This is a genomic window from Paracidovorax cattleyae (assembly GCF_900104515.1).
GTDB classification, from domain to species: domain Bacteria; phylum Pseudomonadota; class Gammaproteobacteria; order Burkholderiales; family Burkholderiaceae_C; genus Paracidovorax; species Paracidovorax cattleyae.
This window is the reverse complement of sequence record NZ_FNJL01000014.1, coordinates 13,351-39,317: the sequence shown is the minus strand read 5'-3', so window position 1 is coordinate 39,317 and position 25,967 is coordinate 13,351. Positions and strand designations below refer to the sequence as shown.

Here is a 25,967-nt window from a genome sequence, read left to right as displayed (position 1 = left end):
GCCACGGACACGCATCACACCACGCCGAAGAGCATCAGCAGCAGGACGAGGGACAGCGGGACGCCGAGGAGCCACAGGATGATGGGCATGTTCTTTCTCCTGAAAGGTGGGTTGAAGATGCCTCTACCTTAAGACCCGCATGCCCCGCGGATTGTGCGCGGGTGGCACCTGCCCGCGTAGGTGCGCACCTTCCGGGCGCGCGGGACATCTCGTGCCGGGCTGTTCAGAATTCGAGGTTGTCGATGAGCCGCGTCGCGCCCAGCCGGGCTGCACCCAGGGCCACCAGCGTGCCGGGTTCGGGGGCGGTATCGGGGCGCTGGAGATCGGCCCTGCGGCGCACCACGAGGTAGTCGGGCTGCCAGCCCTGGTTGCGCAGCGCGTCGCTCGCCGCGGCCTCCAGTTCGGGCCAGTCGGCGACGGGACGCGAGAGCGCGGCGTCAGAAAGCCCCTGGAGGGCCCGTGACAGTTCGACCGCCTGCGCGCGTTCGGCCGGCCCCAGGTAGCCGTTGCGCGAGCTGAGGGCGAGCCCGTCCGCCGCACGGCAGGTATCCCCTGCCACGACCTCCACCGGCAGGGCGAACTGCTCCACCATGCGGCGGATCACCATCAGCTGCTGGTAGTCCTTCTTGCCGAACAGGGCCGTGCCACCGCCGGTGGTGCCGAACACGGCCGAGAACAGCTTCATGACCACGGTGCAGACGCCCGTGAAGAAGCCGGGGCGGAAGTGCCCTTCGAGCAGGTCGGCCAGCTGCGGGTCGGGCTGGACCTTGAAGGTCTGTGCCTGGGGGTAGAGGTCCGCCTCGCGCGGGGCGAAGAGGATGTCGCAGCCCGCGGCCTCCAGGTGCGCGCGGTCGGCCTCCCAGGTGCGGGGATAGCTGTCGAAATCCTCGTGCGGCAGGAATTGGAGGCGGTTGACGAAGATGCTGGCGACGGTCACGTCGCCGAGGGCGCCGGCCTGCCGCACCAGGGAGAGGTGCCCCTCGTGGAGGTTGCCCATGGTGGGGACGAAGGCCGGGCGGCCCCGGCGGGCGAGCGCGGCGCGCAGGTCGGCGATGGAGTGTGCGATGAGCATGGGGGAGCGGCTGGAAAAACTTGGGAGGGGCGGCGGAAAATCGGCTGCAGGGCTCGTCGGGGTAGGCCGCGTCACCAGGCGTGGAGTGCGTCGTCGGGGAAGCGCCCCTCCTTCACTGCCTGCACGTAGGCTGCGATGGCGCCGCGCACGCTGCCGGCCTGGGCCATGAAATCGTGCGCGAACTTCGGGTTCCTGCCGAGGTTCACGCCCAGCATGTCGTGCAGTACCAGCACCTGGCCGGCGGTGCCGCTGCCGGCCCCGATGCCGATGGTGTGGCAGCGCGGCAGGGCGTCGGTCACCTCGCGCGCCAGCGTGGCGGGCACCATCTCGAGCACCAGCATGGCGGCGCCCGCATCCTGCAGTTCGTTGGCGTGGCTGCGCAGCGCGCGCGCGGCCTCGTCGCTGCGGCCCTGGACGCGGTAGCCGCCGAGGGCATGCACTGTCTGCGGCGTGAGGCCCAGGTGCGCGCAGACCGGCACGCCGCGCTCGACCAGGAACCGGACGGTGGGTGCCGTCCAGCCGCCGCCTTCGAGCTTGACCATGTGTGCGCCGGCCTGCATCAGCGCGCAGGCGCTGCGCATGGCCTGCTCGGGACTTTCCGCGTAGCTGCCGTAGGGCAGGTCGGCGATCAGCCAAGCCGTGCCCTGCACCCGGTGCAGGCCCCGCGCCACGCTGGCCGTGTGGTAGGCCATGGTGTCCAGCGACACGCCCACCGTGCTGGGCAGGCCCTGGCAGACCATGCCCAGCGAATCGCCCACGAGCAGGCATTCCACTCCCGCTGCGTCGGCCACCGCGGCGAAGGTGGCGTCATAGGCCGTCAGCATGGTGATTTTCTCGCCGGCCTCGCGCATCTGCGCCAGGCGCGGCAGGCTCACGGGACGGCGCTGCGGCAGCGGGGAGGCAGGGGGCAGGGTGCCGTAGGGCGTGGCGGCGTTGGCAGGGGTCGGCGTTGGCGCGGTCATGCAATCAATCCTCGGGAAACGCGAATGAGCCGCGAGTCTAAGCCGGCGTCCGGCCCGGTCCGCCGGAGTGACCTCCGGGCGGCGGGGTGTGCCTGCTGTCGCGCTGGCGCGTTGCCGGTATGCTCGCGCTCCATGACGAATATGTTTCAGCCAGCCGCCGGCCCGGTGGGCGATGCGCAATGGCAGGCCGTGGTGAGCGCCGACGTGGCCCGGGCCCTGGAAGAGGACGTGGGCGCGGGCGACCTGACCGCCGCCCTGATCGATCCGGTGCGGCGTGCACGCGCGCGCGTGCTGGCCCGCGAAGAGGCCGTGATCTGCGGTGCGCCCTGGGCCGAGGCCGCGCTGCGCGCGCTGGATCCGGACGTGCGGCTGACCTGGAAGGTGGCCGAGGGCCAGCGCTGCGCGGCCGACCAGGTGGTGCTGGAGATCGAGGGCCGGGCGCGGGCGTTGCTGAGCGCCGAGCGCACGGCGCTCAATTTCCTGCAACTGCTGTCGGCCGTGGCCACCAAGACCCGGCGCTACGTCGATGCGGTGGCGGGCACCCGCGCGCAGATCGTGGATACCCGCAAGACCCTGCCCGGACTGCGCCTGGCGCAGAAGTACGCCGTGCGCATGGGTGGGGGCACCAACCACCGCATCGGGCTGCACGACGCGGTGCTCATCAAGGAAAACCACATCGCCGCCGCGGGAGGCGTCACGGCCGTGCTGCATGCGGCGCGCGCCGCGGCCGCGCAGGCGAAGTTCATCGAGATCGAATGCGAGACGCTGGAGCAGCTGGACGAGGCGCTGTCGGCCGGCGCCCGCATGGTGCTGCTGGACAACATGCCGCTGCCGATGCTGCACGACGCCGTGCGCCTGAATGCCGCGCACCCTGGGGGACCGGCCATCCTGGAGATTTCCGGGGGCGTGACGCTGGAGGGCCTGCGTGCGCTGGCCGAGACAGGCGTGGACCGCATCTCCATCGGCACGCTGACCAAGGATGTGAAGGCCACCGATTTTTCGATGCGCATGCAGGATCCGGACTGAGTCGCCCGCTGCCCTCCGCACGTTGCAACACGCGTTTTTCCGAAACCCCGACGAGGCCCCGCAGAACCGGCCCGATAGGCACCCCGCCATGACCACCGACACCCTCGCCCTCAAGCCCGTGGAATACGAACAGCCCGTCAGCGAGGGCGGGGGCGTGTGCTCCACCCGCCACGCCTGGGCCCGCGTGCCCGCGGAACCCCTGCCGGCCGAGCGCACCGCGCTCAAGGAACGCATCCGCGCACTGCTGCGCGAGAAGAACGCGGTCATGGTGTCGCACTACTACGTGCACCCCGATCTGCAGGACCTGGCGGAGGAAACCGGGGGCATCGTCAGCGATTCGCTGGAGATGGCCCGCTTCGGGCGCGACCACGCCGCGCAGACGCTGGTCGTCTCGGGGGTGCGCTTCATGGGCGAGACGGCCAGGATCCTGTCGCCCGAAAAGACCGTGCTCATGCCCGACCTGGACGCCACCTGCTCGCTGGACCTGGGCTGCCCCGTGGATGCATTCAGCGCTTTCTGCGATGCCCATCCGGACCGCACCGTGGTCGTGTATGCCAACACCAGCGCCGCGGTGAAGGCGCGGGCCGACTGGCTGGTCACCTCCAGCTGCGCGCTCGAAATCGTGGGCGCGCTGCATGCGGCGGGCCACAAGATCCTGTGGGCGCCCGACCGGCACCTGGGGGCCTACATCCAGAGGGAGACCGGGGCGGACATGCTGTTCTGGAACGGTGCCTGCATCGTGCACGACGAGTTCAAGGCGGCGGAACTGGAGGCGCTCAAGCGGGAGCATCCGCAGGCCCGGGTGCTGGTGCATCCGGAGAGCCCGGCCGAGGTGGTGGCGCTGGCGGATGCGGTGGGCTCCACGAGCGCGATCCTCAAGGCGGCGCGCGAGATGGACGCCCGCGAATTCATCGTGGCCACGGACAACGGGATGATGCACAAGCTGCGCGCGCTCAACCCGGACAAGGTGTTCCACGAGGCCCCCACGGCCGGCAACAGCGCCACCTGCAAAAGCTGCGCGCACTGCCCCTGGATGGCGATGAACGGGCTGGCCGACGTGGCACGCGTGCTGGAGACTGGCGCGAACGCCGTCCATGTCGATCCGGCGCTGATTCCGCGTGCGTGCCAGCCCATCGACCGCATGCTCGCGTTCACCGCGGCGCTCAAGGGGGGGCAGCCTGCGGGCGCCCTGGTGCCTCGCATCGGCGCGGCATGACCCCGTCGGCCCGCATCGATTTCTCCACGCCGCTGGACCCGGCAGCGCCGCGGCTGCTCCATGCCTTCGCCCAGCCGTGCGACGTGCTGGTGGCCCGCTCGCCGCAGGAAGTCCGCCCCGTTCTCGATGCGGTGCACGCCGCGGCGCTGCAGGGGAAATGGTGCGTGGGCTATCTGCGCTACGAGGCGGCAGGGGCGTTCGATGCGGCGCTGGCGGCGCATCCGGCCGACGGGCCGCTGGCGTGGTTCGCGGTGTATGGCGCTCCCTCGCCGGCAGGCGACGCGGCGGGCATCGGCGGGATGGCCGAGGCCAGCGGGGCATCCGCATCGGTGGAGGATTGGGGCGGTCTGGGCCGCCAGGCCTTCGATACGGCGTTCGGACGCATCCAGCAGGCCATCCGTGACGGCGCGCTGTACCAGGTCAACTTCACAGCCCCGCTTCGGGGGCGCTTCGATGGCAGCCCGGCGGCGCTGTTCGAGGCCCTGCAGCGGGCCCAGCCGGGGGGGTATGCCGCGTACATCGATACCGGAGGGGAGCAGGTACTGTCGGTTTCTCCCGAGCTGTTCTTCGACTGGCGATCGGGGCCTGAGGGCGGATCGATCCTGGCCCGCCCGATGAAGGGCACGGCACCGCGGGGTACCACCCCCGAGGCGGACGAGGCGTGGGCGGAACATCTGCGCACGGCCCCCAAGGAGCGGGCCGAGAACGTGATGATCGTGGACCTGCTGCGCAACGATCTCTCGCGCATCGCCGAGCCCCACAGCGTGCGCGTGCCAGCGCTCTTTCGCACCCAGGCGCTGCCCACCGTGTGGCAGATGACGTCGGACGTGACGGCCCGTACGCGGCCGGGCCTGGGTCTTGCGGACGTGTTCACGGCGCTCTTTCCCTGCGGGTCGGTCACGGGCGCTCCGAAGGTGCAGGCGATGCGGACCATCCGCGCGCTGGAGGCCGGGCCGCGCGGGGTGTACTGCGGCGCGCTGGGGGTGGTGCGGCCCGCCGGCGGGCCCGGAGAGGGGGGTATTGCGGCCACCTTCAACGTGCCGATCCGCACCGTGGTGCTGCTTGGCGGCGCGGCGGAATGCGGCATCGGCAGCGGCATCACCTCCGATGCGCAGGCGGATGCCGAGTGGAACGAGTGGCGCCACAAGCGGGCTTTCGTGGAGCGGGCCAGCCAGCCTTTCGAGGTGCTCGAGACGCTGGCGCTGCAGGACGGGGGCTTTCGCCATCGGGACGAGCACCTGGTACGCATGGCTGCGTCTGCGGCGCATTTCGGCTTTCTGTGGGATGCCGGCCGCGTGCATGCCTGCCTGGACGCTTTGGCGGCGACGCATCCGCAGGGGCGGTGGCGCGCGCGATTGCTGCTGGATGCCGGCGGCCGGCCGCGCGCCGAGGTGTTCGCCTGCCCGGAGGTGCCGGTGCCGGTGCGGCTGGCGCTGGCGGACCGGCCTTTCGGGGCGGCGCACAGCGAGTTCGTGCGCCACAAGACCACGCGGCGCGCGCACTACGCGGCCTTCGCGCCTGCGGTGCCGGGGGTGTTCGATACGGTACTTTGGAACGAAGCCGGGGAGATCACCGAGGGGACCTTCGGCAACATCGCGGCGCTGCTGGATGGGCGATGGGTCACGCCGCCGCTGGCCTGCGGGCTGCTGCCTGGCGTGGGGCGGGCGGTGGCGCTGCGCGAGGGGCGGGTGGTGGAGGCCGTGGTCCGGCGCAGCGACGTGCCCCGCGTGCGCGGATGGGCCTTCCTGAACAGCCTGCGGGGCTGGCTGTCTGCGGAACTGGACTCCGGTTTCTGATGGCTCTCCGGGGCGCAGGCTTCGGTTCGACGGCCGACGGTTTCGCATCGCCGTACATGGCTTCGTGCTGCCCGGCCGGTGCGGCAGCCGTATCGGTACCCTGCTGGGGCGGACCTGTGGTTGCGGGTCGCGGCGGCCGGGCATCCGTTGCCGCCCTGCCGCACGTGCCCGCGCGGGCGTGTTCCAAAAGTGCATGTTTTCGCCGGAACCGCCGCTTTCCGATACACGACAAGGATTTCTCATGCGATCGCCTCATTCGCCCGCGGCAGCCGACAACGGAGCCGCCAGTTTCCAGAGCCCGCCGCTCGATACCCATGATTTCGTCCGCGCCGCCGCCCGTGCGCTGGGCATGGACAACGCCGGGATCGACCGTGCGGCGGAGGATGGCGGCTGCGCGATCGGCGACCTGTTGATCACGGTGGCGCCGTTGTCTCCGCCGCCCGGCAGGCAGGGCGCGATGCCGCAGTCCGAGGTGCAGGTGATGCTCACCGTGGTCATGCGGCAGCGGTTCTCCGAGATGCCGGCGCAGGATGCGTCCGCGCTGCTGTCCAACGCGCCCGGGCTGCTGGCGGGGTTCGACGCCGTGATCGGCTGCCTGCCGGAAGGCGAGGCGACCCTGCACCGCCGGGTGACCCTGCCCGCCGGAGATGCCGAAGGGCAGGCGCTGGCCCGCGAAATGGTGGCCACCGCACGCCTGGCCACCCTGGTCTTTTCCACCGGCGCCGCAGGAGGCTGACATGACCGCCCCCATTTCGCGCAAGGGCCCCCAGACCGGGCCGGATGCGGCACGCGCCACCGAGACACGCCCTGCAGAGGCGCCGGCCGCCCGGCCGTCTCCCGAGGCGCTGGCCGCTCCGGCCGGCCTGGCGCGGCGTGCGCCCCAGGCCGACGGCGGCGTAGCCGGCAGGGCGAGAACCGCGGCCCTGCCGCAGCGCCCGGCGGTGGCGCGCCAGGCTGCTTCGCCGATGGGCACGCCGGTGGCTGCGCAGCGCAAGGCCGCCTCCAGCGCCGCCGACGGTACCCGGCTGCTCGCTGCCCTGCTGCAGGACCTGTCGATGCCAGGCCACCAGGAGGCCGCCCACGGGGAGGCGATCCGGCATGGGCAGGCGGCGCTCGCCGGGCTGGGCCGTTCGCTGCCTTCCGACCTCGCGGGTGCGCGCCGGGGCGCAGAGCAGGCTGCGCTGGCATTCGGCGCGCTGCATGGCACCGGCAGGATGCCGGACACAGCCGTGGAAGCGTTGCTGGATGGCGCGGCCAGCCGGCGCGCCGAGGCGATGGTCGGTGCCATGGCGACGCTTCCGCCGCTGCCGTTCGAGCCGATCGACGAGCGCGCGATCGTGCCGGACGCCGTGGTGCATGCGATGAACGCGCTGGAGCCGACCTCCGGAACGGCGCTGCGCGAGCAGGCCCGCTCCCTGCAGGAGGACATCACGACACCCGGCAGCGACGGCAATGTGCTGGCCGCCCAGATCGCGCTGGGGGCCGTGGGCCGTAGCGCATCTGCGGAGGCCGGCCGCCACGTGGGCGCCGCGCTGGTGCTGCGCTTGCAGGCTTCCACGCTGTCGGTGCCGGACCTGGGCGTGCTGCGCGAGGCCGTCTCGTCAGGGGCCGCCCGTGGGCAGGCCGCGCTGGCGAAGGTGATGGAAACCGCGGTGGCTGCTCCGCTGTTCATGGCGGAGCCCGCGGCCGTGGATTCGGCGGCGCGTGCACCCAGCCCGGTGCAGGGCATGCTGACGCGGCGCGCCGCGCAATCGGTGGGCCGCTCGTCCGCCGCGATGGTGGAACTCGCCCGGTCGGTGTCGGATTTCGCTTCGCTGCCGCAGGCACGCGCCCTGGCGGACGATGCGCCTGAGCGCAGCGCGCTGCAGCGCAGTGCCCGTACCGTCGGCCAGTCGATCGGCGCTTTCCAGGCGATCGCGTCGATGATGCGGCCGGTGGTCGGCTGATTCCGCTGCCGGTTCGTCTCCGGGCGCTGGCGCCCGGTGGCGGGACGGATTACGTCAGAGCTTTTCCTTCACGTAGGAGGCGCGGTCCATGTCCACGATCTCCACGCTGAGCTGGACCATCACGCCGGCAGGCCTGGGTGTGTGTTCGCGCAGTACCGCGCCGACGCGGCCCGCGAGGTCCTGCTTCGCCTCGGGCGTGCGTCCGGAGAGCAGGCGCAACTGCGCATGCACGAAGGCGCGCCCGGCCGGCTGCGTGCCGATGGCGAACCGTTCGGCTGTGGCGAAGCGACTCTTGAGGTCGGATTCGGCCAGGATCTCGGGACTGGCAGTGAGGGAGGCATTGACCGCCTCCAGCACTTGCGCTTCCGGGAAGGGTCGCAGGTTGTCGCTGTATTCGATGACGAGGTGGGGCATGGCGTCGCTGGGTTGGCTGAAAAGGGGTGGCTGAAGGAAAGGTCAGCCGCGGGGGCGTGCCAGGTCGAGCACGCAGCCGTCGCCGACGGCCTCGCGCCAGACCCGCACCCGGCTGGGCGGCGGATCGAGGTCGCCGAGCACATCGGCGATGAACACGCAGAGATTCTCCAGCGTGGCGGGGCCCAGGCCCGGCACTTCGTCGAGGAGATGGTGGTCCAGCCGTTCACGCAACTGGGCGCAGCGCGCGCGCAGGTGGCCCAGGTCGATCACCATGCCCGTCGCGGGATGGCGCGGGCCGGTGACGGAAATCTCCGCATGGTAGGTATGGCCGTGGATGCGGCGGCTGCCTTCGGATTCGATTTCGCGCTGCAGCGTGTGCGCGGCATCGAAGAAGAAGCGTTGGTGGACGGTGAGCAGCATGGTCGGGAGACGATAGCGAAAGGGGCGCCGCTTCAGCGGATGCCCGTGAGTTTGTGGGTCTGCAGGCTCAGGCGCCAGGCGGGCCGCTCCATGCAGGCGGCGATGCACAGGCCGGTGTTTTCTGCCTGCACGGGCCCGTCCATGGGCTGCAGGAAGCGGTGTGCGAAGCGGGTTGCGCTTTCGAGTTCCGCGAGGTCGAAGCCGGGCTGCGGCCAGACCAGCTTGAGCTCCTGGCCTTCGCGCTGCACCCAGGGCGCGCCCGCCTTGGGGCTCACGCAGAGCCAGTCGATGCCGGGCGGGGCGGCGACGGTGCCGTTGCTTTCCACCGCGATGCGGAAGCCCCGGGCGTGCAGCGCGTCGATGAGCGGGGTGTCGAGCTGCAGCAGCGGCTCGCCGCCGGTCAGCACCACCAGCCGGTGGTCGGCGTCGTGCGCCGGCCATTGTGCGGAGATGACGTCGGCCAGCGCGTCCGCCCGCGCATATTTGCCGCCCAGTGTGCCATCGGTGCCGACGAAGTCGGTATCGCAGAAGCGGCACACGGCAGTGGTCCTGTCCTCCTCGCGGCCGCTCCAGAGGTTGCAGCCCGCGAAGCGGCAGAAGACGGCGGGCATGCCGGCCTGGCCGCCCTCGCCCTGCAGGGTGTAGAAGATTTCCTTGACGCTGTAGGTCATGCGGTGGCCTCCTGGGGCAGTGCGGACCGGGCCGCGGGAGCGAGTTCGGCCAGTGCGTCCACGAGCCGTGCCACGTCCGCCTCGGTGTGCGCTGCCGAGAGGGCGATGCGCAGCCGCGCCGTGCCTTCCGGCACCGTGGGCGGCCGGATCGCGGGCACCCACAGGCCCCGCGTGCGGAGCGCTTCCATGGTGGCCAGTGCTTCGTCGTTGGCGCCGATCAGGAGCGCCTGGACCGCCGTGCGCGACGTGCCCAGTTCCCAGTGGGTTCCCTGCAGCACGGGCACGAGGCCCGCGCGCAACTGCGCGATGCGGGCGTCGAGATGGGCGCGCAGGGCATCTCCGCGCTCGATGAGGCCGAGGCTGGCCTGGAGCGTGCGCGCCAGCAGCGCGGGCGCGGCGGTGGCGAAGATGTAGCTGCGCGTTTTCTGCAGCAGCCATTCGATGAGGACCTCGCTGCCGGCGACGAAGGCCCCGGCGGCGCCTGCCGCCTTGCCCAGCGTTGCCATGTAGAGCACGCGCTGCGAAGCCTGCGGCCCGGTCAGGCCCGCTTCGGCGAGGGCGCCACGGCCCTGCGGGCCGAGCACGCCGAAACCGTGGGCATCGTCGAGCAGCAGGAGGGCGTCGTGGCGCTCGCAGAGCGCATGCAGCGTGCGGATGTCCGCCACGTCGCCGTCCATGCTGAAGACGGCGTCGCTGACCACGAGCTTGCGCCGTGCGGGACTGGAGGCGAGCAGCGCCTCCAGCGCGGCGAGGTCGCCGTGCGGATAGCGATGGATGGTGGCGCGCGAGAGGCGTGCCCCGTCGATCAGGCAGGCATGGTTGAGCGCATCCGAGAAAAGCGCGTCGCCCGCGCCGACCAGCGCCGGCACGATGCCGATGTTGGTCGCGTAGCCGGCGTAGAAGTAGAGCGCCCGGGGCAACTGCACGAAACGCGCGAGGTCGGCCTCGAGCGCGGCGTTGGCCTGGCTGTGGCCGCTCACCAGCGGCGAGCCGCCGGATCCCACGCCGAATTCGCGCGCTCCCGCGCAGGCGGCATCGGCGAGGGCAGGGTGGCCGGCAAGGCCCAGGTAGTCGTTGCTGCAGAAGGCAAGCATGGGCTGCCCGTCCACGTCCAGGTGCGCGCCCTGCAGCGGCCGCACCGCGCGGCGGCGGCGGCGCAGGTGGGCGGCGTCGAGTTCCGCCAGGCGGGCGGGCAGCTCGTCGAGCCAGGAGGGGGCGAAGGGAAAGGTCGTCATGCGGAGAGCGTGGTCCAGGATTCGGGCAGCGCGAACGGCGTGGCGCGCGGGTCAGGCTGCCGCTGGTGCGGGATGTCGGCGAGCAGGGGCGCCTGCAGGCGCTGCCGCAGCCAGGCGATATTGTCCTCTGCGGCCAGCATGGCGGGGTCGATGCGGCTGGCGATCCAGCCGGCCAGGGGCAGTCCGCGCGCGAGGATGGCATCGGCCGTGAGTGCCGCGTGGCTGAGGCAGCCCAGCCGCAGGCCGACGACGAGCACGACCGGCAGCCCCAGCGCCTGGGCGAGGTCGGCGCCGGTCTCGGTGTCCGACAGCGGCACGTGGAAGCCTCCGGCCCCTTCCACCACGACGGCATCGGCCTGCGCGGCGAGCGCTCCGTAGGCATGCACGATGGCTGCCACGTCGATGCGCGTGCCCGCACGCTGCGCGGCGATGTGCGGTGAGAGCGGGTCGGGCAGCAGCACGGGATTGTCCAGCGCGGGCGCCACCTGGACCGTGGAGGCGGCGCGCAGGGCCAGCACATCCTCGTTGGCGAGCGTGCCGCCGGGGCCGATGGGTTCCGCGCCCGCGGCGATGGCCTTCATGCCCACTACGCGCGCATGGTGCCGCGCGAGCGCATGCAGCAGGCCGGCGCTGGCCAGGGTCTTGCCCACGCCGGTGTCGGTGCCGGTGACGAAGCAGCCGATCATGGCAGGCTCCCTTCGGTGGCCGGGACCGTGCCGGGCGTGCTGTCCTCTTCGGCCAGCGTGGCGTCGAGCGCCGCGAGCGCCTGCCGGCCCAGGTGCGCGATGGCGTCGTCGTCCAGCACGTAGGGCGGCATGGCGTAGAGGGTGCGGCCGATGGGCCGCAGCAGCAGGCCGCGCGCCATCGCGTGGCGGTGGTAGCGGCGCGCGAAGTCGGGAGCCGTGCCTTCCACGTCCCAGGCCCATAGCATGCCGAGGTGGCGCGCGTGCCGCACGCACGGGTGTGCCGAGAGCGGAGCGAAGGCCGCGTGGAATCGTGGCGCGCGGTGTGCGTTGCGTGCCAGCGCATCGGTCTGCGCGAACAGGTCGAGCGTGGCCAGTGCCGCGCGGCAGGCGAGCGGGTTGCCGGTGTAGGAGTGCGAATGCAGGAAGCCGCGCGCCACGTCGTCGTCGTAGAACGCGGCATACACCGCGTCGGTGGTCAGCACGGCCGACAGCGGCAGGGTGCCGCCCGTCAGGCCCTTGGAGAGGCAGATGAAGTCCGGGCGGATGCCGGCCTGCTGGTGCGCGAACATCGTGCCGGTCCGGCCGAAGCCGGTCGCGATCTCGTCCACGACGAGGTGCACGCCGTAGCGGTCGCACAGCGCGCGGGCTTGCCGCAGGTATTCGGCGTCGTGCATCGCCATGCCGGCGGCGCACTGCACGAGCGGCTCCACGATGAGCGCGGCGGTGGTGGCGTGATGCTCCTCCAGCCAGTCCTGCAGCGCGGCGGCGGCGCGGCGCGCCACGGCGGCGGCGTCCTCGCCGGGCAGGGCGCCGCGCGCGTCGGGGCTGGGCACGGTGGCGCCCAGGCGCACCAGGGGCGCGTAGGCCTCGCGGAACAGTCCGATGTCGGTCACGGCGAGCGCACCCACGGTCTCCCCGTGGTAGCCGCCGGCCAGGCCGATGAACCGGCATTTCCCGGGCCGGCCGTGGTTGCGCCAGAAATGCGCGCTCATCTTGAGCGCGATCTCCGTAGCGGCCGAGCCGTCACTGCCGTAGAACGCATGGCCGAGCCCGGTGAGGGCGGCCAGGCGCTCGGAGAGCTCCACCACCGGCGCATGCGTGAATCCCGCGAGCATCACGTGGTCCAGCCGCGCCAGCTGGTCGGCGATGGCTTCGCGGATATGGGGGTGGCCATGGCCGAAAAGGTTGACCCACCAGGAACTGATGCCGTCCAGGTAGCGGCGGCCGTCGTCCCCTTCCAGCCAGGGGCCGGCCGCGCGGGCAATGGCCACGGGCGGATCGGCCTCGTGGCGTTTCATCTGGGTGCAGGGATGCCACACGCTGGCGATGCTGCGGGCGGCGAGGGAGGTGTCGTCTCGGACCATGCGTCGAAAAAAGGAGAAAGGGGCCGGGCTGTGTTCAGCGGACCGGCGGCACCAGGAGGGTGGGGGCCGCGGGCGCGGCCATGGCGGGCCAGTCGCGGCTGTAGTGCAGGCCGCGGCTTTCGCGCCGCTGCTGGGCCGAGCGCACGATGAGCTCGGCCACCTGCACGAGATTGCGCAGCTCCAGCAGGTCGCGGCAGACGTGGAAGTTCGCATAGAACTCGGCGATCTCCGCCTGCAGCAGCGCGATGCGGTGCGCGGCGCGCTCCAGGCGCTTGTCGGTGCGCACGATGCCCACGTAGTCCCACATGAAGCGGCGCAGCTCGTCCCAGTTGTGCGAGATGACCACGCGCTCGTCGGCATCGGTCACGCGGCTGTCGTCCCAGGCGGGCAGGGCCGCTGGTGCGATGGAGGCCGGTTGTGCGGCAAGGATGGCGCCGGCGGCGGCGCGTGCGAACACCATGCACTCCACCAGCGAGTTGCTCGCCAGGCGGTTGGCGCCGTGCAGGCCGGTGCAGGCGGTTTCTCCGATGGCATGCAGGCCCGCGAGGTCGGTGCGCCCCGCGAGGTCGGTGAGCACGCCGCCGCAGGTGTAGTGGGCGGCGGGCACCACGGGGATGGGCTGGCGCGTGATGTCGATGCCCAGCTCCGCGCAGCGCGCGAGGATGGTCGGGAAGTGCGCCTGCAGGAATTCCGGGCTCTGGTGCGAGATGTCCAGGTGCACGCAGTCGAGCCCGTGGGTCTTCATCTCGAAGTCGATGGCCCGGGCGACCACGTCGCGCGGGGCGAGTTCGGCGCGCTCGTCGTGCGCCGGCATGAAGCGCGTGCCGTCGGGCCGCAGCAGGCGCCCGCCCTCGCCGCGCACCGCTTCGCTGATCAGGAATGACTTGGCCTGCGGGTGGTAGAGGCAGGTGGGGTGGAACTGGATGAACTCCATGTTCTGCACCCGGCAGCCTGCGCGCCATGCGGCGGCGATGCCGTCGCCCGTGGCCGTGTCCGGGTTGCTGGTATAGAGGTACACCTTGCCGGCGCCGCCCGTCGCCAGCACGGTGTGTTGCGCACGGAAGGTGTGCACGGTGTCGGTGGCCTCGTCGAGCGCATAGAGCCCCAGGCAGCGCTGCGGGCCGGGCAGGCCGAGCTTGCGGGCGGTGATCAGGTCCACCAGCGTGTGCTGCTCCAGCAGGGTGATGCCGGGCGTGGCGCGCACCTTGTCCAGCAGGGTGCGCTGCACGGCCGCGCCGGTGGCATCGGTGGCATGCACGATGCGCCGGGCGCCGTGGCCGCCTTCGCGCGTCAGGTGCAGCCGGCCCGGCGCTTCCTCGGAGAACGGCACGCCCAGGGTCTGCAGCCACTGGATCGCCTGCGGCGCGCCCTCGACCACGGCGCGCGTGGCGGCGAGGTCGCACAGCCCCGCACCCGCCACGAGCGTGTCGTGCACGTGGGCATCGAAAGTGTCGCCCTCGGCCAGCACGGCAGCGATGCCGCCCTGGGCCCAGCCGCTGGCGCCGTCGGCCAGCCCCCGCTTGGTGAGCACGGCCACGCGGTGCGTTGGGGCGAGGTGCAGCGCGGTGGACAGGCCCGCGAGGCCGCTGCCGATGATGAGGACGTCGTAGTCGAAGGAGGCCATGCGGTTCGGGAGGATGGGGGTCGGAAGGGGCCGCTGTCCGCCGGAAGGCGGCGCCGCGGCGGCGGTTCACACCGGGGTGTAGGCGAGGCGCACGTAGATGGGTGCGAAGGCCTCTGCCTGCGTGATCTCGATCAGCGTTTCCTTGCCCAGTTCCAGCAGGGCGATGAAGGTCACCACCAGCACCGTGGAGCCCTTGGAGGGATCGAACAGTTCCTCGAACTCGACGAAGCGCCGGCCCTGCAGCGTCTTGAGCACGGCGCTCATATACTCGCGCACGCTCAGTTCCTCTCGGGTGATGCGGTGGTGCTGCACGAGTTTCGCGCGCTTGAGGATGTCGCGCCAGGCCTCCTGCAGGTCGGCCACGTGGACGTCGGGAAACCGCTGCACCAGGCTCTGCTCGATGTGGACCTGCGCGCGCAGGAAGTCACGGCCGTACTGCGGGGCCCTGCCCAGGTTGGCCGCCGCGAGCTTGATCTGCTCGTATTCCAGCAGCCGGCGCACCAGTTCGGCGCGCGGGTCTTCCGGCTCCTGGGCGCCTTCCTGCTTCCTGGGCGGCAGCAGCATGCGCGACTTGATCTCGATGAGCATCGCGGCCATGAGCAGGTACTCGGCCGCCAGTTCCAGGTTGCGGCTGCGGATCTCGTCCACGTAGCCCAGGTACTGCCGCGTGACATCCAGCATCGGGATGTCGAGAATGTTGAAATTCTGCTTGCGGATGAGGTAGAGGAGCAGGTCCAGCGGGCCCTCGAAGGCCTCCAGGAACACTTCCAGCGCATCGGGCGGGATGTAGAGGTCCTGCGGCAGGGCGAACAGGGGCTCTCCGTAGAGCCGCGCCACGGCGTCGCCGGCCGGGCCGCCAGCGGCGTCCTGCACGGCGTCACCGGCCTGCGGCGGGGAGTCCACGATGTCTGCGCTCATGCGCTGCCTTCAGCCGGATGGTGCGGGCCGCCTGCGGAGCACCGGCGTGCCAGCCGTTCCATGGGCTGGCGTGGTCAGCCCTGGGTCTGGTACACGTAGGGCTTCTGGGACACGCGGGCTTCGTCATATTCCTCCCAGATGTCGCGGTCCACCTGCTTGTCCCACAGCAGGGCGCGGCCCGCCACCTGCTGGGTGTCGAGTTCGGGCCGGTCGGACTTGAGCTTCTGGATGAACTGGGTGGCGTCGGACTGGTAGTCGGGGCGGCGGAAGAAGGACATGGCGGGCGGATCGGAGTCTTTGTAACAACCGGAGATTTTACCGGGGGCCGGCCGAGGCTACATTTCCGGCTGCCGTTCTGCCCGCCGCTCCGGTTCCCGGGGCCGCCAGTCCATCCGTATTCCGCGCCAGCCGCGCACTTCCCTTTTTCCTCATCGATGACGATTTCCCTGTCCCCGGCTTCCTCCCTCCACCCCCTGATCCTGTCCGCCCCTGCGGGGCCTGCCTCTCCCGCGCGCCGCCGCGCGCTGTCCGTGGCCGCCGCGGGCGGCGCGGCGCTCTGGCTGCTTGCCGCCTGCGACCCCCAGCGCATCCGCGAACTGGAAGAAGGCGTTTCGACCGAGGCCGACGTGCGCGCCCGCTTCGGCGAGCCCGAGCGCATCTGGGACGAGCCCGGCGGCGCGCGCACGCTCGAGTACAACCGCCAGCCTTCCGGACACCAGAACTACATGATCACCATCGGTCCCGATGGCCGCATGAGCGCGCTGCGCCAGGTGCTCGCACCGCATGTGTTCGAGACCATCGCTCCCGGCATGCTCATGGAGGAGGTGCGCCGACGCCTCGGCAAGCCGGCGAAAATGATGACCTTCGAACGCAAGGGCGAAACCGTCTGGGACTGGCGCTGGAACGACGGCGGTACGCAGCCGATGGCGTTCAGCGTAACCTTCGACCTCCGCGGCCGCGTGCTGCGCAGCGGCAGCACGGCCGAGCTGCAGGACGGCCGCTGAGCTCGCGCGGTGGAGGGGCCGCAGCAGGGCCGCAAGCCGCTGGCCCGCCGCTTGCATGCTTTCTGCACATCCACTTCTGCGCCTCTCGCCGATCCTGCCTGCCATGCCGTCCACGCCGCCCGATCCCATCCCGGTTCCCATTCCTTCGCTGCGCCATGGCCGCTACGAGGATGTCCAGGCGCTGGTCGCGGGCACGCTGTTCGTGGCCATGGCCCTGATGTTGTTCGGGCAGGCCGGGCTGCTCATCGGCAGCACGGCCGGCATCGCGTTCCTGCTGCATTACCTGACGGATGTGTCCTTCGGCAAGCTGTTCTTCGCCGTCAACCTGCCCTTCTACTGGTTCGCCTGGACGCGCATGGGGAGGGAGTTCACCATCAAGACCTTCCTGAGCGTGGCCCTGCTGTCGCTGCTCACCGAAATGTTTCCACATGTGATGCACGTGGACTACCTCGACCCCCTGTTCGCGGCGGTGCTGGGCGGCCTGCTGCTGGGCACGGGCTGCCTGTTCCTGGCGCGGCACAAGTCGAGCCTGGGCGGGGCCACCATCGTCGCGCTGTACCTGCAGAACCGGCACGGCATCCGTGCCGGCAAGGTGCAGATGGCGATCGACTGCACCGTGCTGGCGCTGGCGCTCTTCGTGGTGCCGCCCGGGCGCGTGGGCTATTCGGTGCTGGCGGCGGTGGTGATGAGCGTGTTCCTCTGGATCAGCCACCGGCCGGGTCGCTACGTGGGGGAATAGGGCGTGGCCGGGTAAGGCGGCGCGGGGGCGGCCTGCACCGGGGCCGGACGGATCGACTCACGGATGTGGATGCCGCTGTCGTCTGATTCGCCACCCGTGACGGCATCGGCCGCCATACCCACGCCCTTGCCGACGATCTTCACCGTGCCGATGGCGGCATCGGCCGCCAGCCCGACGGCGCTCGCGGTGACGCCGACGGCCGTGGTGGCCACGCTCACCACGGTGCAGCCGGCGAGCCCGGACAGGCAGGCTGTTAGAGCGAACGACCGCGTCAGGGCGCGCAAAAAGCGCGAAGCAGCAGGCATTGCGGCCCTTCCTTTTCGTGTCAGCAAACCGCGGTACAAAGGGCTGTCTGCCGCGGCCCCATCGGTTTCAATTGGGGCCGACCATCGGACATGACAGTGTTTGCCTTTCCGGCAATGATGAGTTGCTCCAGTCAGGCAATTTCCTGTTGCGATATGCCTCCAGGGACGGATAGCCTATCACATTCCAGTTGTAATTTCCTGCCTGTTCCATCTCGATGACTGGATAGCGGCATTCTTTGGCCGTTTTCTCCAAATGGAGAACGATCCGTTTTGGATTGCTGTTGTTATTCTTCTCCAATGCCTCGTATCGCGCTGTGTGGCAGACGCTGAAGGCTGATCGCCATTCGACGCTCTTTTCTCGAACGTTCAAGCTTCCAGAGCATGCTCTGCCAGTGCCTTCATATGTGCCGAAAAAATTTTGCGTCGCCGCAGCTGTGACGAAAGCAAAGCATCCCAAGTAGAGTGCTAATGAAATTTTTTCCATCATGCGCATATCGGGACTTTGATTTTCCTGATGAGGAGAAGGCAGTAATCCAATTTTCTTGAATAGAGAGGATCGCCTACATTGTATTTTTCAGCTACGCTCGATGTGGCGATCATGTTCCATCCTGTGATTATTTTCTTCATAGACGCTTTTTGATATTTCAGCGATTGCCCAATTTTTAATATATGCACACCAGGATTGAGGGCTTTTATTGTTTCGATTGTGCTGTTGTTTTCTTTGGCAATCTTGGCAATGCTGTCGCCGGATTTTATTTTTACTTCATAAACAAAATTGTCCGCATCGGGAATACTTTTAATGTTGTAAGTGGCTAAGCGCATAAGCAGATAGCCAATTCCTGCGCGAATATTGTGTGATGGTATTGTGGTTGCTGTGCCAATCGTCAATCTGCTTTTCCATGCAGGTGGGATGATGAGATCGCCCCCTTCATCTCCCGTGAGGAGAGCACTGAGCCCTGGATCACCAGGGTTCCCTATTTGCATTGGGTTTGATGTCCATTTGGGGCTTTCTGCCCCGGTTTCCACCCAGACCATTGCTTTGATGAGTTGCCAATCCAGTGCTATATAGCCTGGTGTGACGGAGAGATGACGGTTATATTCATTGACTGCGGTCTGGATTTCACAATCCAATACGTTCCAATTTGCGTTGTTTGCGGCTTTGTTGATGCCGTCTTGCCATTTTTCGAAACCTGATTTTTGCGGGCTTGACAATGTTAATTTATCTTGGCTAATAATTTAATGCCGACACCCTGCCCTCTCAGCAGGGTGCCCGGAGAATCGATTGATGCAAATACATCATCGAAAACGAAATCACCTGACCCGCATGCCCGGCGTAGCCCCAGGCCACGGATTCAGCACATGGATGCCCGGATGCGCCTTCTCGTCACCGTGGCTGGCCGCGAGCACCATGCCTTCGGACACGCCGAACTTCATCTTGCGCGGCGCGAGGTTGGCGACCATCACGGTCAATTTGCCCACGAGTTCTTCGGGGCGGTAGGCGCTCGCGATACCGCTGAAGACGTTGCGGTGGCGGCCTTCGCCCACGTCGAGCGTGAGGCGCAGCAGCTTGGTGGAGCCCTCGACCGGCTCGCAGTTCACGATCAGTGCGATGCGCAGGTCGATCTTCGCGAAGTCGTCGATGGTGACGGTGGGAGCGATCGCTTCGCCGCCCGGCGCGTCCGCTCCGGCATCGGCATCGGCATCGGCATCGGCGGACGCTGCGGGTGCGGCAGCGGCGGCCGGGGGCTCGAAGAGCGCTTCGAGCTGCTTGATGTCCACCCGCTGCATCAGGTGCTGGTAGGCGCCGATGGCGTGGCCCTCGCCCAGCAGGGCGGGCGCATCGGCGAAGGTGAGCGGCTGGACGTTCAGGAACGCTTCCACTTGCGCCGCCAGGGCCGGCAGCACGGGCTTGAGGTAGAGCGTGAGCAGGCGGAAGGCCTCGATGCAGGTGGTGCAGGCGGCCTGCAGCGCGGCCTCCTGGCCTTCCTGCCTGGCGAGTTCCCAGGGCTTGCGCGCATCCACGTATTCGTTCACGCGGTCGGCCAGCAGCATGGTCTCGCGCACGGCGCGTGCGGTATCGCGCCGCTCGTAGGCCTCGGCGATGGCACCGGCCTGGGCGCGCAGGGCATCGAGCAGCGCCGCGCCGTCGGCATCGGGCGTGCCGAGCCGGCCGCCGAAGCGTTTGGTGAGAAAGCCCGCGGCGCGGCTCGCGATGTTCACGAACTTGCCGATCAGGTCGCTGTTGACCCGCGCCATGAAGTCTTCGGCGTTGAAGTCGATGTCCTCGTTGCGGCCGTTGAGCTTGGCAGCGAGGTAGTAGCGCAGCCACTCGGCATTCATGCCCAGGCCCAGGTACTTGAGCGGATCGAGTCCCGTGCCGCGGCTCTTGCTCATCTTCTCGCCGTTGTTCACGGTGAGGAAGCCGTGCACGAAGACCGCATCCGGCGTCTTGCGGCCGCTGAACTTCAGCATCGCGGGCCAGAACAGCGTGTGGAAGGTGACGATGTCCTTGCCGATGAAGTGGACCTGCTCCAGCTGCGGATCGGCCACGTAGTCGTCGTAGCTCTGCCCGCGCTTTTCCAGCAGGTTCTTGAGCGAGGCGAGGTAGCCCACGGGCGCGTCCAGCCAGACGTAGAAGTACTTGCCCGGCGCATCCGGGATCTCGATGCCGAAGTAGGGCGCGTCGCGGCTGATGTCCCAGTCGCCCAGGCCTTCGCTGGTGGTGCCGTCGGGGTTGGTGCGCACCGAGAACCATTCCTTGACCTTGTTGGCCACCTCGGGCTGCAGGCGGCCGTCCTGCGTCCATTCCTGCAGGAAGGCGACGCAGCGCGGGTCGGACAGCTGGAAGAAGAAGTGGTCGGAGCTTTTCAGCACGGGCTTGGCGCCGGAGAGCGCCGAATAGGGTTCGATCAGGTCGGTGGGCGCATACACCGCGCCGCAGTTCTCGCAGTTGTCGCCGTACTGGTCCCTGGCGTGGCACCGCGGGCATTCACCCTTGATGAAGCGGTCCGGCAGGAACATGTTCTTCTCGGGGTCGAAGAACTGTTCGATGGTGCGTGTCTCGATCAGACCTGCGGCCTGCAGATCGCGGTAGATCTGGCGGGCGAGTTCGTGGTTCTCGGGCGCATCCGTGCTGTGCCAGTTGTCGAAGCGGATGTGGAAGCCCTCCAGGTAGGGCTTGCGGCCGGCGGCGATGTCGGCCACGAACTGCTGCGGCGTCTTGCCGGCCTTCTCGGCGGCGATCATGATCGGCGCGCCGTGCGTGTCGTCCGCGCCGACGAAGTTCACCTCGGCGCCCTGCATGCGCTGGAACCGCACCCAGATGTCGGCCTGGATGTATTCCATGATGTGGCCGATGTGGAAGTTGCCGTTGGCATACGGCAGGGCGGTGGTGACGAAGATCTTGCGTGCGGGCATCGGGAGCGGGCTTTCTGAGGGGAGTGCGGCCCGGGCGGACGGCTCCGGGCGCAACGGATGATTTTAAGAGCCTCCCCGGCCCGGCGCGGCGCCGGCTGCCATCACCTCCGGCGCAGCAGGTTGGTTTTCGCCAGCTCGACGAGTTCGTCGCCCCGGCCGCTCATCACCGCCCGCGCGGCGTACAGGCTGAAGCCCTTGACCTGCGCGGCCCGGATCTTCGGCGGCATCGACAGCTCCATCGGGTCCACCAGCACGTCCACCAGGGCCGGGCCGTCGTGGGCCAGCGCCCGCACCAGGGCGGGCTCGAGTTCGTCCGAGCGGGCGACGCGCAGGCCCAGGAAGCCCATGCCGTTCGCGATGGCACTGAAATCCGGGTTCTGCAGCGCGACGTTGGTGTCCAGGTAGCCCGAGGCCTTCTGCTCCATCTGCACGAAGCCGAGCACGCCGTTGTTGATGAGCACGATCTTGATCGGCAGCTTCATCTGCACGGCCGTCAGCATGTCGCCCATCAGCATGGCGAGGCCGCCGTCGCCGGAGATGGATACCACCTGGCGGTCGGGCCGCACGGCCTGCGCACCCAGCGCCTGCGGCATCGCATTGGCCATCGAGCCGTGGTTGAAGGAGCCGATCAGCCGCCGCCGGCCGTTCATGCGCAGGTAGCGCGCGGCCCAGATGGCGGGGGTGCCGACGTCGAAGGTGAACACTGCATCGTCGGCCGCCAGCCGGTCGAGCGTGGCCGCTACGAACTGCGGGTGCAGAGGCCCGTCGCCGGCGCGCGGCGACGCGAGTTCGTCCAGGTCCTTGCGCGCCGCGTGGTAATGCTCGCGCGCCTTGTCGAGAAAGCCGGTGTCGCGGCCCGGCCCGATGAGGGGAGCCAGCAGGGCGGCGGCCTCGCGCACGTCGGCCACCAGCCCCAGGCGCAGCTGTGCGCGCCGGCCCAGCGCGCCGGGGTCGCGGTCGATCTGCACGATGGCCGCGTTGTCCGGATAGAAGTCGCGGTACGGGAAGTCCGTACCCAGCATGAGCAGCGTGTCGCACTCGCGCATCGCGTGGTAGCCGGACGAGAAACCGATCAGGCCGGTCATGCCGACGTCGAACGGGTTGTCCCATTCCATGTGCTCCTTGCCTCGGAAGGCATGCACGATCGGTGCGGCCAGTGCCCTCGCCAGGGCCACCACCTCGTCGTGCGCGCCGGCGGTGCCGGCGCCGGCCAGGATGGTCACGGCCTCCGAGCGGTTCAGCAGCGCGGCGAGGTCCGCGAGCGCCGCCTCGTCCGGCAGCAGGCGGGGCGCGGCCGGCGGCGCGAAATCCGGCCGGGCGTTCTCGGGCGCGTCGAGGGTGGACACGTCGCCGGGCAGCACGATCACGGCCACCCCGTGGCGGCCGATGGCGGTGCGCATGGCACGGTGCAGCACCTCGGGCAGCTGCTTCGGGTCCTGCACCATCTCGCAGAAATGGCTGCATTCGCGGAACAGCTCGGTCGGGTGGGTTTCCTGGAAGTACCCCAGGCCGATCTCGCTGCTGGGGATGTGGCTGGCGATGGCCAGCACGGGCTGGTGGTTGCGCTGGCAGTCGTAGAGCCCGTTGATGAGGTGCAGGTTGCCCGGCCCGCAACTGCCCGCGCACACGGCGAGCCGCCCCGTGACCTGGGCCTCGGCGCCCGCGGCGAAGGCGCCGGCCTCTTCGTGGCGCACGTGCATCCACTCGATGCCGCCGTGCCGGCGCAGGCTGTCGTTGATGGCGTTCAGGCTGTCGCCGGTGACACCCCAGATGCGTTGCACGCCCGCGCTCGCCAGCGTTTCGACCAACAGGTCGGCCACCGATTTCGATTGGGAGGAACCAAAAATGCCCATCGCCAAGAACTCCCGGGAGGTTGTGGTGAAGTCATTCTAGGCATGGCAGCGCCATTGGTGGAAACCCTGAGTGTCGGACGTTTTCGCTTTCAGTGGAGGGGTTGCCGCGCCGGGGCCCGGACCGGCTGGCCTGCGTCGTGCCAGCCGAAGAAACGGCAGATCTCGGAGCGGCGCGCGAGCGCGTCCTGCCGGCCGAGCGCCATGAGTTCGCGCGTGTACCCGGGCTCGAACAGCAGATAGCTCGCCAGCGCGGCGCCGCGCACGTCCCGCTCGTTGGCGGTCACGCCCAGGGCGCCCAGCAGGGTGCGCACGGGGGCAGGCAGGTCGCCCACGTAGCGGGCCGCCAGCCCATCCAGCCGCTGCGACGGGGCGATCACCAGCAGGTCGAGGGGCCGCAGCGGGCTCAGCGCCCGCGCCTCGGGCGGAATCAGCGCCAGCGTCTGGTTGATGCGCTGCGCGCGCTCCACGTCCACCGCCAGGGCGTCCAGGAAGATGTTGGACAGCGCGTGCCCCGCCACCTGGGCCAGGGAGGGGTAGGCCGGCACGGGCTCCGCGGAAAGATCGCCCGACGGCTCGTGCATGCGGCCCGCGCCGATCACCAGCACCCGGCCGGCGCCGAGGTGGATGGCGGGCGCGATCGGTGCGGACTGGCGCATGGAGCCGTCGCCGAAGAACTCGGTCCGGCCGTCCAGCCCCAGCGCGGTCGCTGGAAAGACGAACGGAATCGCCGACGAGGCCAGCAGGTGGGCATGGGTGATGCGGCCGCGTGCCGCGCGGCGCTGCTGCCGTTGCCAGGGCGCAAGCGAGTCGGTGGCCTCGAAGAAGGTGATGTGCTCGCCCGAGGTGTAGCTGGACGCGGTGACCGCCAGGGCCTGCACGTGACCGGCCCGGATGAGTCGCGGCAGGCGCGAGAGCGGCACCATCCGCGCGAGCAGCCCGGCCAGGGGTTCGTTGTCCAGCAGCGAGCGCGGGCGCATCCGCCGCCAGCGGGCCAGCGCCCAGCCCAGCGACAGCAGGGTGAGCCAGCGTGCCCCGCTGCGCATCACGCTCAGTGAATCCGCGCGATAGACCTGCTGGGCGTGGAAGCCGCTCCACACGTGAGCGATGCGCCGCACGGCCCGGTCGAAATGGTCCGCCCCGCAGGCCAGGGCGGCGGCGTTGATGGCCCCGGCGGACGTGCCGGTGATGATGGGGAAGGGGTTGGATTCGCGCCCCGCGCCGCAGGCCTTGCGCAGGTCGGAGATCGCCTCCAGCACGCCCACCTGGTAGGCCGCGCGTGCGCCGCCGCCCGTGAGCACGAGGCCGGCCGGGCGCTGCGCAATGGCTCGGGGCGGCGCGGCTGCCATGGGGGATGGCCGGTCAGCGGACCGTGGCGCCCGGGCCGGCCGGGGCCTTGAGCAGCAGGGCGGACACAGCGGGGCCGTCCAGGATGTCCAGCCCGTGGCTGCGCGCGAAATCCCGGGCCGCGTCGCTCACGGTGCCCAGTGGCGCGAGGTAGGCGCCGGAGGCCCTGTCCTGCGCCTGCACCGCGGCCTGCAGTTCGCGCAGAGGCTCCACGCCGTGGGAGGCGGCCTTCCAGCGGCGGGCGCCCACCAGCATGGCATGCCCGCCCTTGTCGAGGCGGAAGTCCGCCGCGCCGCCGGCCAGCCGCTGGACGGTGTAGCCCTCGGCAAGCCAGGCACGCTCGAGCCGGTCGGCGAGCAGGCGCCAGGGCAGGACGCCGGCCTCGTCCAGCGCCGCCTGCAGGCGCGCGGCGCTGGGGGCGTTCCATTGCCGCCAGGCGGCCATGCTGCCCACGCCGACCAGGGGCAGCACGCCCACCGCCGCGAACGGCGCCACGTGCGCCGGCAGCAGCGCCCCGCAGGCCAGGGCGATGGCGCCCGCCGCGAGAAAGCTCACCCACCACGGCGAGCGCAGCAGGATGGCGAAGAGCGAGTTGGGGGCCATTTTCAGTTTCACGGAACGGCAATCCTCAAAGGCGAAAAAACGAAAACCACCGCATTGTCCTGCGGCCCGTGAGGGCGGAGAGCAGGGAATAGACTACCCGGCCCCAAGGAGATATACCGATATGGCAGTGACTGAACAGGCGCTATTCGCGGCGCTCGCGAGCGTACGCGATCCGCACACGGGCAAGGATTTCGTTTCCACGCGCGCGCTGCGCGACCTGCGCATCGACGGCGCCGCCGTGTCCTTCACCGTGGAACTGGGCTACCCGGCCCGCAGCCTGGAGGCTGCCCTGGCGGGCGAGCTGGAATCCGCCGCCCGCACCGTGCCAGGGGTGGAGCGGGTGTCCGCCACCATCGCCACGCGCATCGTCGCGCACGCGGTGCAGCGCGGCGTGCAGGTGCTGCCGCAGGTGCGCAACATCATCGCCGTCGCCTCGGGCAAGGGCGGGGTGGGCAAGAGCACCACGGCCGCCAACCTGGCCCTGGCGCTGGCGTCCGAGGGCGCCAGCGTGGGCGTGCTGGACGCCGACATCTACGGCCCCAGCCAGCCGATGATGCTGGGCATTGCGGACCGGCCCGAGAGCACCGACGGCAAGACCATGGAGCCGCTGCGCAACCATGGCGTGCAGGTGATGTCCATCGGCTTCCTGGTGGAGCCCGACCAGGCCATGATCTGGCGCGGGCCCATGGCCACGCAGGCGCTGGAGCAGTTGCTGCGGCAGACGAACTGGCAGGACCTGGATTACCTCGTCGTGGACATGCCCCCCGGCACTGGCGACATCCAGCTCACGCTCTCGCAGCGCGTGCCCCTCACGGGGGCGGTCATCGTGACCACGCCGCAGGACATCGCGCTGCTCGATGCACGCAAAGGCATCAGGATGTTCGAGAAGGTGGGCGTGCCCATCCTGGGCGTGGTGGAGAACATGGCCGTCCATGTCTGCAGCCAGTGCGGGCATGTCGAGCACATCTTCGGCGAGGGCGGCGGCCGCCGCATGGCCGAGGAGAACGGCATGGCCTACCTGGGCGCCCTGCCGCTGGACCTGCAGATCCGCCTGCAGGCCGACAGCGGCACCCCCACCGTGGTAGCGGAGCCCGATGGCGAGGTGGCGAGCATCTACCGCCGGGTGGCGCGCGAGGTGGCCGCGAAGATCGCGACCCAGGCCAGGGACTTTTCCTCGAAGTTCCCCACCATCGCGGTCAGCAAGGACACGTGACCCGACCGCGCCGCTCTGGCGGCACCGCACAAGTCCCTTTATTGATCGCCCGTTCAGTAGAAAAAGTCAATTGCTTTTGCTGACTTGATCTATTGACGCGCGTCAACCGCAGCGTTGAAACTCCGCGCATCCGGTAACT

26 protein-coding genes are annotated in these 25,967 nt (G+C 69.7%); 8 read left to right on the top strand and 18 right to left on the bottom strand.

What is annotated here, in order from left to right; all coding sequences use genetic code 11:
• Positions 1 to 223: 223 nt before the first annotated feature.
• Positions 224 to 1,072 (bottom strand): pantoate--beta-alanine ligase, encoded by an 849-nt coding sequence (gene panC, locus BLR05_RS13090; protein WP_092834900.1) that lies wholly within the window; start codon positions 1,070 to 1,072, stop codon positions 224 to 226.
• A 71-nt stretch (positions 1,073 to 1,143) separates the two neighbouring features.
• Complete coding sequence (gene panB / locus BLR05_RS13085) at positions 1,144 to 2,034, bottom strand: 3-methyl-2-oxobutanoate hydroxymethyltransferase (protein WP_092834899.1); 891 nt, start codon at positions 2,032 to 2,034, stop codon at positions 1,144 to 1,146.
• Between the two features lie 141 nt (positions 2,035 to 2,175).
• Between panB and nadC the strand changes: the two genes are divergently transcribed.
• From nadC to BLR05_RS13060, 5 genes are all read left to right on the top strand, one after another.
• The gene (gene nadC / locus BLR05_RS13080) at positions 2,176 to 3,060 is read left to right on the top strand and encodes a carboxylating nicotinate-nucleotide diphosphorylase (protein WP_092834898.1); all 885 of its coding nucleotides are present in this window, start codon (positions 2,176 to 2,178) and stop codon (positions 3,058 to 3,060) included.
• 88 nt (positions 3,061 to 3,148) lie between these two features.
• A complete protein-coding gene (gene nadA, locus BLR05_RS13075; protein WP_092834897.1) occupies positions 3,149 to 4,276 on the top strand; it encodes a quinolinate synthase NadA in 1,128 nt (375 codons plus the stop codon).
• Entirely contained in the window at positions 4,273 to 6,072 is a 1,800-nt protein-coding gene (locus tag BLR05_RS13070; protein WP_092834896.1) for a chorismate-binding protein, read from the top strand. The genes nadA and BLR05_RS13070 overlap by 4 nt, the downstream gene beginning before the upstream one ends.
• A 241-nt stretch (positions 6,073 to 6,313) precedes the next feature.
• Entirely contained in the window at positions 6,314 to 6,808 is a 495-nt protein-coding gene (locus tag BLR05_RS13065; RefSeq protein WP_092834895.1) for a hypothetical protein, read from the top strand.
• Between the two features lies 1 nt (position 6,809).
• Positions 6,810 to 8,018, top strand: coding sequence for a hypothetical protein (locus BLR05_RS13060; protein ID WP_092834894.1), 1,209 nt, complete (start codon positions 6,810 to 6,812; stop codon positions 8,016 to 8,018).
• A gap of 54 nt (positions 8,019 to 8,072) precedes the next feature.
• On the opposite strand, the gene BLR05_RS13055 is transcribed toward BLR05_RS13060, so the two are convergent.
• The 9 genes from BLR05_RS13055 to BLR05_RS13015 all read right to left on the bottom strand — a co-directional run bounded on the left by BLR05_RS13055 (position 8,073) and on the right by BLR05_RS13015 (position 15,628).
• A complete protein-coding gene (locus tag BLR05_RS13055) occupies positions 8,073 to 8,432 on the bottom strand; it encodes a 5-carboxymethyl-2-hydroxymuconate Delta-isomerase (RefSeq protein ID WP_026433038.1) in 360 nt (119 codons plus the stop codon).
• 42 nt (positions 8,433 to 8,474) lie between these two features.
• Positions 8,475 to 8,852, bottom strand: a complete 378-nt coding sequence (locus BLR05_RS13050; RefSeq protein WP_092834893.1) for a 6-pyruvoyl trahydropterin synthase family protein — start codon at positions 8,850 to 8,852, stop codon at positions 8,475 to 8,477.
• A 32-nt stretch (positions 8,853 to 8,884) separates the two neighbouring features.
• A complete protein-coding gene (gene queE / locus BLR05_RS13045; protein ID WP_092834892.1) occupies positions 8,885 to 9,523 on the bottom strand; it encodes a 7-carboxy-7-deazaguanine synthase in 639 nt (212 codons plus the stop codon).
• On the bottom strand, positions 9,520 to 10,758 hold the full coding sequence (gene bioF, locus BLR05_RS13040; RefSeq protein WP_092834891.1) for an 8-amino-7-oxononanoate synthase: 1,239 nt from the start codon (positions 10,756 to 10,758) through the stop codon (positions 9,520 to 9,522). Before bioF ends, queE begins: the two co-directional genes overlap by 4 nt.
• Positions 10,755 to 11,444 (bottom strand): dethiobiotin synthase, encoded by a 690-nt coding sequence (gene bioD / locus BLR05_RS13035; RefSeq protein ID WP_092834890.1) that lies wholly within the window; start codon positions 11,442 to 11,444, stop codon positions 10,755 to 10,757. Before bioD ends, bioF begins: the two co-directional genes overlap by 4 nt.
• Positions 11,441 to 12,808: an adenosylmethionine--8-amino-7-oxononanoate transaminase gene (gene bioA, locus BLR05_RS13030; protein WP_092834889.1), complete on the bottom strand. Its 1,368-nt coding sequence runs from the start codon at positions 12,806 to 12,808 to the stop codon at positions 11,441 to 11,443. Before bioA ends, bioD begins: the two co-directional genes overlap by 4 nt.
• Positions 12,809 to 12,842: 34 nt before the next feature.
• On the bottom strand, positions 12,843 to 14,432 hold the full coding sequence (gene nadB / locus BLR05_RS13025; RefSeq protein WP_092834888.1) for an L-aspartate oxidase: 1,590 nt from the start codon (positions 14,430 to 14,432) through the stop codon (positions 12,843 to 12,845).
• A 66-nt stretch (positions 14,433 to 14,498) separates the two neighbouring features.
• Complete coding sequence (locus tag BLR05_RS13020) at positions 14,499 to 15,350, bottom strand: segregation and condensation protein A (RefSeq protein WP_092834887.1); 852 nt, start codon at positions 15,348 to 15,350, stop codon at positions 14,499 to 14,501.
• A 74-nt stretch (positions 15,351 to 15,424) separates the two neighbouring features.
• Positions 15,425 to 15,628: a DUF3460 family protein gene (locus tag BLR05_RS13015; RefSeq protein ID WP_092834886.1), complete on the bottom strand. Its 204-nt coding sequence runs from the start codon at positions 15,626 to 15,628 to the stop codon at positions 15,425 to 15,427.
• A gap of 156 nt (positions 15,629 to 15,784) precedes the next feature.
• Here BLR05_RS13015 and BLR05_RS13010 point away from each other — a divergent pair, with 156 nt between their 5' ends.
• Both BLR05_RS13010 and BLR05_RS13005 read left to right on the top strand, forming a co-directional pair.
• Positions 15,785 to 16,354, top strand: coding sequence for an outer membrane protein assembly factor BamE (locus BLR05_RS13010; RefSeq protein ID WP_092834885.1), 570 nt, complete (start codon positions 15,785 to 15,787; stop codon positions 16,352 to 16,354).
• A 103-nt stretch (positions 16,355 to 16,457) separates the two neighbouring features.
• Positions 16,458 to 17,093 carry a YitT family protein gene (locus BLR05_RS13005; RefSeq protein WP_225978966.1) on the top strand — a complete coding sequence of 212 codons (636 nt, stop codon included), beginning with the start codon at positions 16,458 to 16,460 and terminating at the stop codon, positions 17,091 to 17,093.
• On the opposite strand, the gene BLR05_RS13000 is transcribed toward BLR05_RS13005, so the two are convergent.
• The 7 genes from BLR05_RS13000 to BLR05_RS12975 all read right to left on the bottom strand — a co-directional run bounded on the left by BLR05_RS13000 (position 17,078) and on the right by BLR05_RS12975 (position 24,615).
• Complete coding sequence (locus BLR05_RS13000; protein ID WP_092834883.1) at positions 17,078 to 17,398, bottom strand: hypothetical protein; 321 nt, start codon at positions 17,396 to 17,398, stop codon at positions 17,078 to 17,080. The two genes, BLR05_RS13005 and BLR05_RS13000, sit on opposite strands and share 16 nt — an antisense overlap.
• A gap of 67 nt (positions 17,399 to 17,465) precedes the next feature.
• Positions 17,466 to 17,885 carry a hypothetical protein gene (locus tag BLR05_RS25895; RefSeq protein WP_143015911.1) on the bottom strand — a complete coding sequence of 140 codons (420 nt, stop codon included), beginning with the start codon at positions 17,883 to 17,885 and terminating at the stop codon, positions 17,466 to 17,468.
• The gene (locus tag BLR05_RS12995; RefSeq protein ID WP_225978965.1) at positions 17,882 to 18,610 is read right to left on the bottom strand and encodes a LysM peptidoglycan-binding domain-containing protein; all 729 of its coding nucleotides are present in this window, start codon (positions 18,608 to 18,610) and stop codon (positions 17,882 to 17,884) included. The genes BLR05_RS25895 and BLR05_RS12995 overlap by 4 nt, the downstream gene beginning before the upstream one ends.
• Before the next feature lie 99 nt (positions 18,611 to 18,709).
• Positions 18,710 to 20,815 (bottom strand): methionine--tRNA ligase, encoded by a 2,106-nt coding sequence (gene metG / locus BLR05_RS12990; protein ID WP_092834881.1) that lies wholly within the window; start codon positions 20,813 to 20,815, stop codon positions 18,710 to 18,712.
• A gap of 101 nt (positions 20,816 to 20,916) precedes the next feature.
• Positions 20,917 to 22,668, bottom strand: coding sequence for a ubiquinone-dependent pyruvate dehydrogenase (gene poxB / locus BLR05_RS12985; protein ID WP_092834880.1), 1,752 nt, complete (start codon positions 22,666 to 22,668; stop codon positions 20,917 to 20,919).
• A gap of 89 nt (positions 22,669 to 22,757) precedes the next feature.
• Positions 22,758 to 24,014 carry a patatin-like phospholipase family protein gene (locus tag BLR05_RS12980; RefSeq protein WP_092834879.1) on the bottom strand — a complete coding sequence of 419 codons (1,257 nt, stop codon included), beginning with the start codon at positions 24,012 to 24,014 and terminating at the stop codon, positions 22,758 to 22,760.
• A 13-nt stretch (positions 24,015 to 24,027) separates the two neighbouring features.
• Positions 24,028 to 24,615: a restriction endonuclease gene (locus BLR05_RS12975; protein WP_092834878.1), complete on the bottom strand. Its 588-nt coding sequence runs from the start codon at positions 24,613 to 24,615 to the stop codon at positions 24,028 to 24,030.
• 121 nt (positions 24,616 to 24,736) lie between these two features.
• On the opposite strand from BLR05_RS12975, the gene apbC reads away from it, so the two are divergent.
• On the top strand, positions 24,737 to 25,828 hold the full coding sequence (gene apbC / locus BLR05_RS12970) for an iron-sulfur cluster carrier protein ApbC (protein ID WP_092834877.1): 1,092 nt from the start codon (positions 24,737 to 24,739) through the stop codon (positions 25,826 to 25,828).
• Positions 25,829 to 25,967 lie beyond the last annotated feature (139 nt).

Coding starts and splice junctions, on each gene's coding strand:
- panC (WP_092834900.1), bottom strand. CDS start 1,072: ATGCTCATCGCACACTCCATCGCCGACCTGCGCGCCGCGCTCGCCCGC.
- panB (WP_092834899.1), bottom strand. CDS start 2,034: ATGACCGCGCCAACGCCGACCCCTGCCAACGCCGCCACGCCCTACGGC.
- nadC (WP_092834898.1), top strand. CDS start 2,176: ATGTTTCAGCCAGCCGCCGGCCCGGTGGGCGATGCGCAATGGCAGGCC.
- nadA (WP_092834897.1), top strand. CDS start 3,149: ATGACCACCGACACCCTCGCCCTCAAGCCCGTGGAATACGAACAGCCC.
- BLR05_RS13070 (WP_092834896.1), top strand. CDS start 4,273: ATGACCCCGTCGGCCCGCATCGATTTCTCCACGCCGCTGGACCCGGCA.
- BLR05_RS13065 (WP_092834895.1), top strand. CDS start 6,314: ATGCGATCGCCTCATTCGCCCGCGGCAGCCGACAACGGAGCCGCCAGT.
- BLR05_RS13060 (WP_092834894.1), top strand. CDS start 6,810: ATGACCGCCCCCATTTCGCGCAAGGGCCCCCAGACCGGGCCGGATGCG.
- BLR05_RS13055 (WP_026433038.1), bottom strand. CDS start 8,432: ATGCCCCACCTCGTCATCGAATACAGCGACAACCTGCGACCCTTCCCG.
- BLR05_RS13050 (WP_092834893.1), bottom strand. CDS start 8,852: ATGCTGCTCACCGTCCACCAACGCTTCTTCTTCGATGCCGCGCACACG.
- queE (WP_092834892.1), bottom strand. CDS start 9,523: ATGACCTACAGCGTCAAGGAAATCTTCTACACCCTGCAGGGCGAGGGC.
- bioF (WP_092834891.1), bottom strand. CDS start 10,758: ATGACGACCTTTCCCTTCGCCCCCTCCTGGCTCGACGAGCTGCCCGCC.
- bioD (WP_092834890.1), bottom strand. CDS start 11,444: ATGATCGGCTGCTTCGTCACCGGCACCGACACCGGCGTGGGCAAGACC.
- bioA (WP_092834889.1), bottom strand. CDS start 12,808: ATGGTCCGAGACGACACCTCCCTCGCCGCCCGCAGCATCGCCAGCGTG.
- nadB (WP_092834888.1), bottom strand. CDS start 14,432: ATGGCCTCCTTCGACTACGACGTCCTCATCATCGGCAGCGGCCTCGCG.
- BLR05_RS13020 (WP_092834887.1), bottom strand. CDS start 15,350: ATGAGCGCAGACATCGTGGACTCCCCGCCGCAGGCCGGTGACGCCGTG.
- BLR05_RS13015 (WP_092834886.1), bottom strand. CDS start 15,628: ATGTCCTTCTTCCGCCGCCCCGACTACCAGTCCGACGCCACCCAGTTC.
- BLR05_RS13010 (WP_092834885.1), top strand. CDS start 15,785: ATGACGATTTCCCTGTCCCCGGCTTCCTCCCTCCACCCCCTGATCCTG.
- BLR05_RS13005 (WP_225978966.1), top strand. CDS start 16,458: ATGCCGTCCACGCCGCCCGATCCCATCCCGGTTCCCATTCCTTCGCTG.
- BLR05_RS13000 (WP_092834883.1), bottom strand. CDS start 17,398: ATGCCTGCTGCTTCGCGCTTTTTGCGCGCCCTGACGCGGTCGTTCGCT.
- BLR05_RS25895 (WP_143015911.1), bottom strand. CDS start 17,885: ATGATGGAAAAAATTTCATTAGCACTCTACTTGGGATGCTTTGCTTTC.
- metG (WP_092834881.1), bottom strand. CDS start 20,815: ATGCCCGCACGCAAGATCTTCGTCACCACCGCCCTGCCGTATGCCAAC.
- poxB (WP_092834880.1), bottom strand. CDS start 22,668: ATGGGCATTTTTGGTTCCTCCCAATCGAAATCGGTGGCCGACCTGTTG.
- BLR05_RS12980 (WP_092834879.1), bottom strand. CDS start 24,014: ATGGCAGCCGCGCCGCCCCGAGCCATTGCGCAGCGCCCGGCCGGCCTC.
- BLR05_RS12975 (WP_092834878.1), bottom strand. CDS start 24,615: ATGGCCCCCAACTCGCTCTTCGCCATCCTGCTGCGCTCGCCGTGGTGG.
- apbC (WP_092834877.1), top strand. CDS start 24,737: ATGGCAGTGACTGAACAGGCGCTATTCGCGGCGCTCGCGAGCGTACGC.